Source organism: Enterobacter genomosp. S, from assembly GCF_001631805.1.
GTDB classification, from domain to species: Bacteria; Pseudomonadota; Gammaproteobacteria; order Enterobacterales; family Enterobacteriaceae; genus Enterobacter; species Enterobacter quasihormaechei.
Map to the genome: position 1 here is coordinate 449,756 of NZ_LVVA01000001.1, position 12,353 is coordinate 462,108.

Annotated in this window: 9 protein-coding genes and 1 CRISPR repeat array; of the genes, 8 read left to right on the forward strand and 1 reads right to left on the reverse strand. The window is 56.7% G+C overall.

Going from position 1 to position 12,353, the window contains the following annotated elements; all coding sequences use genetic code 11:
- The first annotated feature begins 282 nt into the window (after positions 1–282).
- The 4 genes from aqpZ to hcr all read left to right on the forward strand — a co-directional run bounded on the left by aqpZ (position 283) and on the right by hcr (position 4,831).
- Positions 283–978: an aquaporin Z gene (gene aqpZ / locus A3466_RS02145; protein ID WP_063449459.1), complete on the forward strand. Its 696-nt coding sequence runs from the start codon at positions 283–285 to the stop codon at positions 976–978.
- A 177-nt stretch (positions 979–1,155) separates the two neighbouring features.
- Positions 1,156–2,055, forward strand: a complete 900-nt coding sequence (locus A3466_RS02150; RefSeq protein WP_063449194.1) for a lysine exporter LysO family protein — start codon at positions 1,156–1,158, stop codon at positions 2,053–2,055.
- A gap of 144 nt (positions 2,056–2,199) precedes the next feature.
- The gene (hcp, locus tag A3466_RS02155) at positions 2,200–3,852 is read left to right on the forward strand and encodes a hydroxylamine reductase (RefSeq protein WP_063449195.1); all 1,653 of its coding nucleotides are present in this window, start codon (positions 2,200–2,202) and stop codon (positions 3,850–3,852) included.
- A 10-nt stretch (positions 3,853–3,862) separates the two neighbouring features.
- Positions 3,863–4,831 carry an NADH oxidoreductase gene (gene hcr / locus A3466_RS02160; protein ID WP_063449196.1) on the forward strand — a complete coding sequence of 323 codons (969 nt, stop codon included), beginning with the start codon at positions 3,863–3,865 and terminating at the stop codon, positions 4,829–4,831.
- Positions 4,832–4,917: 86 nt separating this feature from the next.
- Positions 4,918–6,267: direct repeats of the CRISPR family, unit length 28 nt; unit sequence TTTCTAAGCTGCCTGTACGGCAGTGAAC.
- A gap of 162 nt (positions 6,268–6,429) precedes the next feature.
- Here hcr and A3466_RS02165 read toward each other — a convergent pair.
- A complete protein-coding gene (locus A3466_RS02165) occupies positions 6,430–6,864 on the reverse strand; it encodes a DoxX family protein (protein ID WP_063449197.1) in 435 nt (144 codons plus the stop codon).
- Positions 6,865–7,015: 151 nt separating this feature from the next.
- Here A3466_RS02165 and poxB point away from each other — a divergent pair, with 151 nt between their 5' ends.
- The 4 genes from poxB (at position 7,016) to A3466_RS02185 (ending at position 12,324) form a co-directional block, all read left to right on the forward strand.
- Positions 7,016–8,734, forward strand: a complete 1,719-nt coding sequence (gene poxB, locus A3466_RS02170; protein ID WP_063449198.1) for a ubiquinone-dependent pyruvate dehydrogenase — start codon at positions 7,016–7,018, stop codon at positions 8,732–8,734.
- A gap of 38 nt (positions 8,735–8,772) precedes the next feature.
- Positions 8,773–9,771, forward strand: a complete 999-nt coding sequence (ltaE, locus tag A3466_RS02175; protein WP_063449199.1) for a low-specificity L-threonine aldolase — start codon at positions 8,773–8,775, stop codon at positions 9,769–9,771.
- Positions 9,772–9,781: 10 nt separating this feature from the next.
- On the forward strand, positions 9,782–11,218 hold the full coding sequence (locus A3466_RS02180) for an SDR family oxidoreductase (protein WP_063449200.1): 1,437 nt from the start codon (positions 9,782–9,784) through the stop codon (positions 11,216–11,218).
- 92 nt (positions 11,219–11,310) lie between these two features.
- Positions 11,311–12,324, forward strand: a complete 1,014-nt coding sequence (locus A3466_RS02185) for an NAD-dependent epimerase/dehydratase family protein (RefSeq protein WP_063449460.1) — start codon at positions 11,311–11,313, stop codon at positions 12,322–12,324.
- The last annotated feature ends 29 nt before the right edge of the window (positions 12,325–12,353 follow it).

Here is a 12,353-nt window from a genome sequence, read left to right on the forward strand (position 1 = left end):
CGCATTTCGGCCACTTTTTCCTTCACGTTATCAGCAGTATAGCGGCAGGCTATCTGTCACGACAGCAGAATATATGCCCGATTAATCATTGGGCCATGCGCGGTTCCCTCCGTTCTGAACAAGGAATGACATCACATTGCCTTAAATCAAATTTAGTGAATTTATTTGAGTGGCGAAGGAAAGTTGATGGTTTCAAAATACTGGCTCTTTGCGTCGTCATCCCTTTATGACGATATAAACCGTGCGCAAAGCTGCGTGCGGAGGTTTATTTTTGAGGTGGTTATGTTCAGAAAATTAGCGGCAGAATGTTTTGGTACATTCTGGCTGGTATTTGGTGGTTGCGGTAGCGCAGTACTGGCAGCCGCATTTCCGGAATTAGGTATTGGATTTGTCGGCGTTGCGCTGGCATTCGGTTTAACGGTATTAACGATGGCCTTCGCCGTGGGACATATTTCCGGGGGACATTTCAACCCGGCCGTTACGTTAGGCTTATGGGCGGGCGGACGTTTCCCGGCGAAAGACATTATTGGCTATATTATTGCTCAGGTTATTGGCGGTATTATTGCCGCGGCGGTGCTGTACGTAATTGCCAGCGGTAAAGCGGGCTTTGACGCAGCGGCCAGCGGTTTTGCCGCGAACGGTTTCGGCGAACACTCTCCGGGCGGCTACTCAATGCTGTCAGCCATCGTGATTGAAATTGTCCTCACCGCAGGTTTCCTGCTGGTGATCCACGGCGCGACAGACAAATATGCGCCTGCCGGCTTCGCCCCCATCGCGATTGGCCTGGCGCTGACGCTGATCCACCTGATCTCCATTCCGGTGACCAACACCTCCGTAAACCCGGCGCGCAGCACCGCCGTCGCCATTTTCCAGGGCGGATGGGCGCTTGAGCAGCTGTGGCTGTTCTGGGTGATGCCGATCGTCGGCGGTATTCTGGGCGGCGTGCTGTATCGCGCCCTGCTGGAAAAACGCGATTAATTAAGTGCGGCCTGTAATGTCGGGTGGCGCTAAAGCTTACCCGACCTACGTGAGTGTGCACTTTGTAGGCCGGGTAAGGCGTAGCCGCCACCCGGCTTTCTTTTGCCGCTTTACTGTACAGCCTTTATTGGGTAGTGTCACTGGCGCTTAACGAAAACTCAAAAGGACCGGCTGTTCATGTTCTCAGGACTCCTCATCATTCTTCTGCCCCTGATTTTGGGCTACCTTATTCCGCTGCGTCATGAATCGGCCTTAAAGCTTATTAATCGTTTTCTCAGCTGGATTGTTTACGTCATTCTTTTCTTTATGGGGATCAGCCTGGCCTTCCTGGATAATCTGGCGACAAATTTACTTTCCATCCTGCATTATTCTGCGGTCACGGTCGTGGTTATTTTGCTGTGCAATATTGCCGCGCTACTGTGGCTGGAACGCACTATTCCCTGGAAAAATCACCACCATCAGGAAAAGCTTCCCTCCCGAATTGCGATGGCGCTGGAATCATTAAAGCTGTGCGGCGTTGTGGTGCTCGGTTTTTTACTGGGGCTAACCGGATGGGCATTTTTACAGCACGCGACGGAAGCCAGCGAATATACGCTGATTTTCCTGCTGTTCCTGATTGGTATCCAGCTGCGCAATAACGGCATGACGCTGAAACAGATTGTCCTTAACCGCAGGGGAATGATTGTTGCCGTTATCGTTGTGGTCAGCTCAATGGCGGGGGGCGTGATTAACGCCTTTATTCTCGACCTGCCGCTGAAAACCAGTCTGGCAATGGCATCCGGTTTTGGCTGGTATTCTCTCTCCGGTATTTTGCTGACCGAATCGTTTGGCCCGGTCATTGGCAGCGCCGCCTTCTTTAACGATCTGGCGCGCGAGCTGATAGCCATCATGCTGATCCCCGGTCTGGTACGCCGCAGCCGCTCTACCGCGCTGGGCCTGTGTGGCGCCACCTCGATGGACTTTACCCTGCCGGTGCTACAGCGCTCGGGGGGGCTGGAGATGGTCCCTGCCGCCATCGTACACGGCTTTATTCTGAGCCTGCTAGTGCCCATTCTGATGGCGTTTTTCTCAGCCTGATACTGCTTTGGCGGTAGTGACCCTGCCGCCAAAATTGCGCTAAATCAATAACCCTCCACTTAGTACAAGAAAGCACTTTTCTCTGCTGTGGCACAGGCATAACCTTAAACATGTATCTCAAATATAACTTTAACAGGTGTGATTATGTTTTGTGTGCAATGTGAACAAACCATCCGTACCCCGGCAGGCAACGGCTGCTCTTACGCGCAGGGTATGTGCGGTAAAACCGCAGAAACGTCCGATCTTCAGGATCTGCTGATTGCGGCGCTACAAGGCTTGTCCGCCTGGGCCTTCAAGGCCCGTGAATATGGCATTGTCGATCACTATATCGACAGCTTTGCGCCGCGCGCATTTTTCTCCACGCTGACCAACGTTAACTTCGATTCTCCACGTATTGTGGGCTATGCCCGCGAAGCGATTGCCCTGCGTGAAGCTCTGAAAGCGCAGTGCCTGAATGCCGATGTCAGTGCCCGCGTGGACAACCCAATGGCGGAGCTTCAGCTGGTGAGCGACGACCTGGGCGAGCTACAGCGCCAGGCAGCAGAATTTACCCCCAATAAGGACAAAGCGGCGATTGGCGAGAACATCCTCGGCCTGCGTCTGCTGTGCCTGTACGGCCTGAAAGGTGCAGCGGCCTATATGGAACACGCGCACGTGCTTGGTCAGTACGACAACGACATTTACGCCCAGTACCACAAAATCATGGCGTGGCTTGGCACCTGGCCTTCCGACATGAACGCCCTGCTCGAATGCGCAATGGAAATCGGCCAGATGAACTTCAAGGTCATGAGCATTCTGGATGCCGGTGAAACCAGCACCTACGGCCACCCAACCCCGACGCAGGTCAACGTCAAAGCGACCGAAGGCAAATGCATCCTGATTTCCGGCCACGACCTGAAAGATCTCTACAACCTGCTGAAGCAGACCGAAGGCACCGGCGTTAACGTCTATACCCACGGCGAAATGCTGCCCGCCCACGGCTACCCGGAACTGCGCAAGTTCAGGCATCTGGTGGGTAACTACGGCAGCGGCTGGCAGAATCAGCAGGTAGAGTTCGCCCGCTTCCCTGGCCCTATCGTGATGACCTCAAACTGCATCATCGACCCTACCGTGGGCGCGTATGACGACCGCATCTGGACCCGCAGCATCGTCGGCTGGCCGGGCGTGAGCCACCTTGAAGGCGATGATTTCGGTCCGGTTATTGCCCAGGCGCAGCAGATGGCGGGCTTCCCGTACAGCGAAATCGAACATCTGATCACCGTTGGCTTCGGTCGCGAAACGCTGCTGGGTGCGGCAGATTCTCTGATTGACCTCGTCAGCCGTGAAAAGCTGCGCCACATCTTCCTCGTGGGCGGATGCGACGGCGCGCGCGGCGAGCGTAACTACTTCACCGATTTCGCCACCAGCGTGCCGGATGATTGCCTGATCCTGACCCTGGCGTGCGGTAAATACCGTTTCAACAAGCTGGACTTCGGCAACATCGAAGGCCTGCCGCGCCTGATTGATGCAGGCCAGTGCAATGATGCTTACTCGGCCATCATTCTGGCGGTCACGCTGGCGGAAAAACTCGGCTGCGGCGTGAACGATCTGCCGCTGTCGCTGGTGCTCTCCTGGTTCGAGCAGAAAGCGATCGTCATTCTGTTGACCCTGCTTTCTCTCGGCGTGACCAACATCGTCACCGGCCCGACCGCGCCAGGCTTCCTGACGCCGGACCTGCTGGCCATCCTGAACGAGAAATTTGGTCTGCGTTCCGTGACCAATGTTGAAGATGATATGAAACAGCTGCTGAGCGCGTAAGGAGTAATTCATGACCATGCCAACCTCACAATGTCCGTGGCGGATGCAGGTGCATCACATCCATCAGGAGACGCCGGATGTGTGGACGCTGTCGCTGCTGTGCCATGACTACTACCCGTACCGCGCAGGTCAGTATGCGCTGGTCAGCGTCCGCAATTCGGCGGACACCCTGCGCGCCTACACGATCTCCTCAACGCCGGGCGTGAGCGAATACATTACGCTCACCGTCCGCCGCATTGATGACGGTGCAGGCTCCCAGTGGCTGACCCGTGACGTGAAGCGCGGGGATTATATCTGGCTGTCTGACGCGCAGGGCGAGTTCACCTGTGACGATAAGACGGAAGATAAATTCCTGCTGCTGGCGGCGGGCTGTGGCGTGACGCCGATTATGTCCATGCGTCGCTGGCTGGCGAAATACCGTCCGCAGGCCGACGTGCAGGCGATCTTCAGCGTGCGCTCCCCGGAAGATGTGATTTTTGCCGAAGAATGGCGCAACTATCCGGTGACGCTGGTCGCGGAGAACAATGCCACGCACGGGTTTATTCCGGGCCGCCTGAGCCGCGAATTACTGCAAAGCGTGCCGGACATTGCGAACCGTACCGTGATGACCTGTGGCCCGGCGCCGTACATGGAGAGTGTGGAGAAAGAAGTGAAAGCGCTGGGCGTGACCCGCTTCTTCAAAGAGCAGTTCTTCACGCCCGTGGCGGCAGCGGCGACCAGCGGGATGAAGTTCACGAAGCTACAACCGGCGCAGACCTTCTTTGGCCGCGTGGGCACCACGCTGCTTGAAGCGCTGGAAAGCAACAACGTGCCGGTAGCGGCAGCCTGTCGCGCTGGGGTATGCGGATGCTGCAAGACCAAAGTGGTTTCCGGTGAGTACACCGTCACCAGCACCATGACGCTGACCGACGCAGAAATTGCCGAGGGTTACGTGCTGGCGTGTTCGTGTCACCCGCAGGGGGATATGGTGCTCGCATAAGCGATAAACGTTCGCTCGTAGGCCCGGTAAGCGCTAGCGCCACCGGGCTTTTTTGCCGGGTGGCACTGCGTTTACCCGGCCTACGTTGTGCATGCTGCCTGTACGGCAGTGAACAGCGTGTTGATAACACCTATTGATGTGTACTTTTTCTAAGCTGCCTGTACGGCAGTGAACAGATTGCTCCGGCGTTTATGCTCACGCTTGATTTTCTAAGCTGCCTGTACGGCAGTGAACTTCAGCTTGCGGCCCTGGTCCTGCTCCAGCTTTTTCTAAGCTGCCTGTACGGCAGTGAACGCAGCCTTAAGCGTTCCGTCGCTGGCTTTCGTTTTCTAAGCTGCCTGTACGGCAGTGAACTTGATTTTCGTGCCGGTGGCCGCGTGGCTCAGTTTCTAAGCTGCCTGTACGGCAGTGAACTTCCGCGCTGTTTTCTGTAACAAGCCCTCTAATTTCTAAGCTGCCTGTACGGCAGTGAACGCTGACCAGGTCTGGACCGCTTTTATCCTCGCTTTCTAAGCTGCCTGTACGGCAGTGAACTATGAAGGCGTGATACGCAAACAACCTACATGTTTCTAAGCTGCCTGTACGGCAGTGAACGAAATACGCTTAATTCAAGGCCTCGCCAGAGCTTTCTAAGCTGCCTGTACGGCAGTGAACTCAATAACGGCAAATCAGTAGCAGAAGTCAAATTTCTAAGCTGCCTGTACGGCAGTGAACTCAGCTACAGTCTTTTGGGTCTCCGCTTCAGTTTTCTAAGCTGCCTGTACGGCAGTGAACCAGGACGCGCACACTCACAACGCACGGCTGGTGTTTCTAAGCTGCCTGTACGGCAGTGAACCGCCACTCCTGCGTTATACCATGTTCCGTTAATTTCTAAGCTGCCTGTACGGCAGTGAACCTGGTCATTGCGGCAATTGCGGCGCTGGTTGTTTTCTAAGCTGCCTGTACGGCAGTGAACTCACTCTTTGCCGGCAAGCCGGTGGATATACCTTTCTAAGCTGCCTGTACGGCAGTGAACGTACCATCGCAAACAATTTCCGCATTGCTTATTTTCTAAGCTGCCTGTACGGCAGTGAACGTGTAAAACTCGCCAGCCAGCCCCTGTTCATTTTTCTAAGCTGCCTGTACGGCAGTGAACTAGATGATCTGCGTGATAAACAGCGCCAGCATTTTCTAAGCTGCCTGTACGGCAGTGAACCGATCACAGGTAAGTCCCTGGGATTTGTGGACTTTCTAAGCTGCCTGTACGGCAGTGAACCTTAGAGCATCACTGAGTTCCGGGTGGCATCCTTTCTAAGCTGCCTGTACGGCAGTGAACGCAGCGTTTACGAAGATTGGCGGCGGCGTGCTGTTTCTAAGCTGCCTGTACGGCAGTGAACACCAGCAATGTTGCGGTGCAAATTTATATTGTTTTCTAAGCTGCCTGTACGGCAGTGAACTGGAACAATCTACACCTATCACCTTGTCAGATAAAGAATTCCCCTAAAAAATACCCCTTAAACCCTTTTTTCATCACAAATAATTCCGCTTAATAAAATCAAACACTTAAAAACCACCAATAAAAAAGGGTCCAGAGACCCTTAGATTTTCAGTACCCAGCTTTATTGCCACGCAGGCGCTTTCCCTAACGCAAACCGCCCTGCCCCTAAACACGCCACCGCCAGCGAGCCAACAAAGAAGTAAACCAGGCTTTCAATCGCCCATGCCCCAACCTTATCGAGCGCGAACGTTTCGCCCATTCCCACCATCAGCCATGCCACGATCATCGTAAACGCCAGCACCAGCGCGGCCGGGCGCGTAAAGAGCCCGACAATAATCAGGATCGGTGCCACCACTTCGCCAATCAACACGCCGTAGGCAATAAATCCCGGTAGCCCTTTCTCTACCAGCATGCCGCTGATAAATCCCACGCCACCAAACAGCTTATGTAAACCGTGAAAAAGCATCAGCCCACCGACGGCAAGTCGTAACAAGAGTTTGCCAAGATCGTCGCACGATAGCTTTTCATTAACAGCAATTAACAATGATTTAACCATTTGAAATTATGCCTGTTTTCACTGAGATATCACCAGATTATGCCGAAGCGTGGCGCGTGAAAAGCACCTTTTAAATGGGGGGATTTGACGGGCAATACAGTCACTTTCTTCTAAGCTTGTAAGCGATATCACATAAAGGAGAAGGACAACCATGAAACAAACCGTGGCTGCATACATAGCGAAAACCCTTGAGCAGGCTGGCGTAAAGCGTATCTGGGGCGTCACCGGCGATTCGCTGAACGGACTCAGCGACAGCCTTAACAAGATGAAGACCATTGAATGGATGCCCACCCGCCATGAAGAGGTCGCCGCCTTTGCCGCGGGCGCCGAAGCGCAGCTTACGGGCGAACTTGCCGTCTGTGCCGGCTCCTGCGGGCCAGGAAACCTTCACCTTATCAACGGTCTTTTCGACTGTCACCGCAACCATGTGCCGGTGCTGGCGATTGCCGCACACATTCCGTCATCCGAAATCGGCAGCGGCTATTTTCAGGAGACGCATCCCCAGGAGCTGTTCCGTGAATGCAGCCACTACTGCGAGCTGGTCTCCTCGCCGGAGCAGATCCCGCAGGTGCTGGCGATAGCCATGCGTAAGGCGGTCCTGAATCGTGGGGTTTCTGTGGTCGTTCTGCCGGGCGACGTGGCACTGAAGGCCGCACCTGAAACCGCCACCACTCATTGGTACTCGGCGCCGCAGCCGACCGTCACCCCCGCTGAAGAAGAGCTGAAAAAGCTGGCGCAGCTGCTGCGATACTCCAGCAATATCGCCCTGATGTGCGGCAGCGGCTGTGCCGGTGCGCATAATGAGCTGGTGGAATTTGCCGCTAAGCTGAAGGCGCCAATCGTCCACGCCCTCCGCGGGAAAGAGCACGTTGAGTACGATAACCCGTACGACGTCGGCATGACCGGGCTGATCGGTTTTTCCAGCGGCTTCCATACCATGATGAACGCCGACACGCTGATCCTACTCGGCACCCAGTTCCCGTACCGCGCGTTCTACCCGACGGACGCCAAAATTATTCAGATCGACATTAACCCTGGCAGTATCGGCGCGCACAGCAAGGTGGATATGGCGCTTATCGGCGATATTAAATCCACCCTCGCCGCCCTGCTGCCGCTGCTGGAAGAGAAAACGGACCGCAAATTCCTCGATAAAGCCCTGAGCGATTATCGCGATGCGCGCAAGGGACTGGACGACCTCGCCAAACCGAGCGAGAAAGCCATTCACCCGCAGTATCTGGCGCAGCAGATCAGTCACTTCGCCGACGAGGATGCCATTTTCACCTGCGATGTGGGTACGCCCACCGTCTGGGCCGCACGCTACCTGAAGATGAACGGTAAGCGTCGCCTGCTTGGCTCGTTCAACCACGGCTCGATGGCGAACGCCATGCCGCAGGCGTTGGGCGCAAAAGCAACGGCACCTGAACGTCAGGTGGTAGCGATGTGCGGCGACGGCGGCTTCAGCATGCTGATGGGGGATTTCCTGTCGGTGGCGCAGATGAAGCTTCCGCTGAAAATCGTGGTCTTTAACAACAGCGTGCTGGGCTTCGTGGCGATGGAGATGAAGGCCGGAGGCTACCTCACGGACGGTACCGAGCTACACGACACTAATTTCGCCCGTATTGCCGAAGCCTGCGGCATCACCGGCATTCGGGTGGAGAAAGCCTCAGAGGTGGACGATGCCCTGCAACGCGCCTTCTCCATCGACGGCCCGGTGCTGGTGGATGTGGTGGTGGCTAAAGAAGAGCTGGCGATCCCGCCGCAAATCAAGCTGGAACAGGCCAAAGGTTTCAGCCTCTACATGCTGCGCGCCATCATCAGCGGGCGCGGGGACGAGGTGATCGAACTGGCAAAAACCAACTGGCTCAGGTAAAACATTTCACATGACCTCTTAAATTAAAGGGATGTGAAATGATTGATTTACGTAGTGATACCGTTACCCGCCCGGGTCGCGCCATGCTCGAAGAGATGATGGCCGCCCCGGTCGGGGACGACGTCTACGGCGATGACCCGACGGTCAACGAACTGCAACGCTATGCCGCCGAACTTGGCGGCAAAGAGGCCGCCCTCTTCCTGCCCACCGGCACCCAGGCTAACCTGGTGGCGCTGCTCAGCCACTGCGAGCGCGGGGAAGAGTATATTGTCGGCCAGGGCGCGCATAACTACCTGTACGAAGCCGGCGGCGCGGCGGTGCTTGGCAGCATCCAGCCGCAGCCGATCGATGCCGCGCCGGATGGCTCGCTGCCGCTGGATAAGGTCGCGGCGAAAATCAAAGCCGACGATATTCACTTCGCCCGCACAAAGCTGCTCAGTCTGGAAAATACCCACAACGGCAAGGTCCTGCCCCGCGAGTACCTGAAAGCGGCGTGGGAATTCACTCGCGAGCGCAATCTCGGCCTGCACGTGGACGGCGCGCGCATCTTTAATGCCGTGGTGGAGTATGGCTGTGAGCTGAAGGACATCACCCAATATTGCGACTCCTTCACCATTTGCCTCTCAAAAGGGCTGGGTACGCCGGTGGGTTCGCTGCTGGTCGGCAGCGCAGATTACATCAAGCGCGCCAACCGCTGGCGCAAAATGACCGGCGGCGGGATGCGTCAGGCGGGGATCCTGGCGGCTGCCGGACTGTACGCGCTGAAAAATAACGTGGCGCGCCTGAAAGACGATCACGACAATGCTGCGTGGATGGCGGCACAGCTGCGCGAGATAGGCGCTGACGTGATGCGTCACGACACTAACATGCTGTTTGTCCGCGTCGGCGATGAACACGCTGCGCTGGGCGAGTTTATGAAAGCGCGCGGCGTGCTGATCAACGCCTCTCCGGTCGTGCGTCTGGTGATGCATCTTGACGTTAACCGCGAGCAGTTAACTGACGTGGTGAAACACTGGCAGGCGTTTTTACAGCGTTAAGGAGCATACCGTGCCGCAACGTATTCTGGTGCTTGGTGCCAGCGGGTATATCGGTCAGCATCTGACCACTGCGTTAAGCCAGCAGGGGCATCAGGTACTGGCAGCGGCACGCAACACTGAGCGCCTGCAAAAGCTCCATTTGCCCGGCGTAACCTGTCACCACCTTGACCTTAGCTGGCCGAAGGCGCTTCCCGCGCTGCTGGAAGGGGTGGACACGCTTTACTACCTGGTGCACAGCATGGGCGAAGGCGGGGATTTTATCGCCCACGAGCGTCAGGTGGCGATGAACGTCCGCGACGCGCTGCTGCAAACGCCGGTGAAGCAGGTGATTTTTTTAAGCTCGCTCCAGGCACCTGAGAACGAGCAGTCCGATCACCTGCGCGCCCGCCAGCTGACGGCGGACACGCTGCGCGGCGCCAATATTTCCGTTACCGAGCTACGGGCCGGGATCATCGTCGGCGCGGGTTCCGCCGCCTTCGAGGTGATGCGCGATATGGTCTACAACCTGCCGGTGCTGACGCCGCCGCGCTGGGTACGCTCGCGCACCACGCCCATTGCGCTGGAGAATTTGCTCCACTATCTGGTGGCATTGTTGGATCACCCGGCGGAGCAACACCGCGTGCTGGAGGCGGCAGGCCCGGAGGTGCTGAGTTATCAGGAGCAGTTCGAACATTTTATGCGGGTGAGCGGCCGCAAACGCTGGCTGGTGCCCATCCCCTTCCCGACCCGCTGGATCTCGGTGTGGTTTTTAAACGTTATAACCTCGGTTCCTCCGACAACCGCGAAGGCGCTGATCCAGGGACTGAAGCACGATCTGCTGGCAGACGATCGCGAGCTGCGGGCCTTAATCCCTCAGGAACTGATCCGCTTTGACGACGCGGTGCGCCATACGCTGAAAGAAGAAGAGAAGCTGGTGAACTCCAGCGACTGGGGCTACGACGCGCAGGCCTTTGCCCGCTGGCGACCCGAATACGGCTATTACCCGAAACAGGCGGGCTGTACGGTAAAAACCTCGGCCAGCCTTAGCGCGCTGTGGGACGTGGTGAACCAGATCGGCGGCAAAGAGCGTTATTTCTTCGGCAATATCCTCTGGCAGACGCGCGGCGCGCTGGATCTGCTGGTGGGTCACCGGCTGGCAAAAGGCCGCCCTGCCGCCCCGTATCTGAACGTGGGCGATACGGTCGACAGCTGGAAGGTGATCATCGTTGAGCCAGAAAAACAGCTGGCACTGCTGTTTGGCATGAAGGCGCCGGGGCTGGGGCGGCTCTGCTTCACGCTTAAGGACCACGGCGACCACCGTGAACTGGACGTTCGGGCGTGGTGGCACCCGCACGGGATGCCGGGCCTGTTCTACTGGCTGCTGATGATCCCGGCACACCTGTTTATCTTCCGCGGAATGGCGAAACGGATTGCGCAACTGGCAGAAGAAAAGCGGGAAGGTAAGTAAATAAAACCCTTTTTCTTTCACCTTTCCCATTGCAACACATCGTAATTCACGAAAGAATGCGCACGAAATTCTTTTCAACACAGTGGATTGTTATGAAGGTACTGGTTACCGGGGCGACCAGCGGCTTAGGCCGAAATGCGGTCGAGTTTCTGCGCAACAAAGGCATCAGCGTGAGGGCCACCGGTCGCAACGAGGCGATGGGCAAGCTCCTGCAAAAAATGGGCGCTGAATTTGTCCATGCCGACCTGACGGAGCTGGTCTCCTCTCAGGCTAAGGTGATGCTCGCCGGTATCGATACGCTGTGGCACTGCTCCAGTTTTACCTCCCCATGGGGGACCCAGGAAGCCTTCGATCTCGCGAACGTGCGCGCCACGCGCCGTCTGGGCGAATGGGCCGTCGCCTGGGGCGTGCGTAACTTTATTCATATCTCCTCCCCGTCGCTCTATTTTGACTATCACCACCATCGTGACGTGCAGGAAGATTTCCGCCCGGCGCGCTTTGCCTGTGAGTTTGCCCGCAGCAAGGCGGCCAGCGAAGAGGTAATCGACCTGCTGGCCCAGTCAAACCCGCACACCCGCTTTACCGTGCTGCGTCCGCAGAGCCTGTTCGGGCCGCACGACAAAGTATTCATCCCGCGACTGGCACAGATGATGCACCACTACGGCAGCGTGCTCTTACCGCGCGGCGGCGATGCGCTGGTGGACATGACCTATTACGAGAACGCCGTTCACGCCATGTGGCTGGCGAGCCAGCCGGACTGCGATAAGCTGGTGTCGGGCCGCGCGTATAACATCACCAACGGCGAACCCTGCACCCTGCGCAGTATTGTGCAAAGGCTGATTGACGAGCTGAAAATCGACTGCCGTATTCGTTCCGTGCCTTACCCGATGCTGGACATGATTGCCCGCAGCATGGAGCGCTTTGGCAGTAAATCAGCGAAGGAGCCTGCGTTGACCCATTACGGCGTGTCGAAGCTCAACTTTGATTTTACGCTGGACATCTCACGCGCGGAGAACGAACTGGGGTACAAGCCGATTGTGGCGCTGGATGAAGGGATTGTGCGTACGGCGGCATGGTTACGGGATCACGGGAAGTTGCACCGCTAGCCTTTTTGCCCGGTGGCGGCTTCGCCTTA

What these genes read in the sequence shown, in the direction of transcription:
- aqpZ (WP_063449459.1), top strand. Translation starts at nt 283, where the DNA reads ATGTTCAGAAAATTAGCGGCAGAATGTTTTGGTACATTCTGGCTGGTA.
- A3466_RS02150 (WP_063449194.1), top strand. Translation starts at nt 1,156, where the DNA reads ATGTTCTCAGGACTCCTCATCATTCTTCTGCCCCTGATTTTGGGCTAC.
- hcp (WP_063449195.1), top strand. Translation starts at nt 2,200, where the DNA reads ATGTTTTGTGTGCAATGTGAACAAACCATCCGTACCCCGGCAGGCAAC.
- hcr (WP_063449196.1), top strand. Translation starts at nt 3,863, where the DNA reads ATGACCATGCCAACCTCACAATGTCCGTGGCGGATGCAGGTGCATCAC.
- A3466_RS02165 (WP_063449197.1), bottom strand. Translation starts at nt 6,864, where the DNA reads ATGGTTAAATCATTGTTAATTGCTGTTAATGAAAAGCTATCGTGCGAC.
- poxB (WP_063449198.1), top strand. Translation starts at nt 7,016, where the DNA reads ATGAAACAAACCGTGGCTGCATACATAGCGAAAACCCTTGAGCAGGCT.
- ltaE (WP_063449199.1), top strand. Translation starts at nt 8,773, where the DNA reads ATGATTGATTTACGTAGTGATACCGTTACCCGCCCGGGTCGCGCCATG.
- A3466_RS02185 (WP_063449460.1), top strand. Translation starts at nt 11,311, where the DNA reads ATGAAGGTACTGGTTACCGGGGCGACCAGCGGCTTAGGCCGAAATGCG.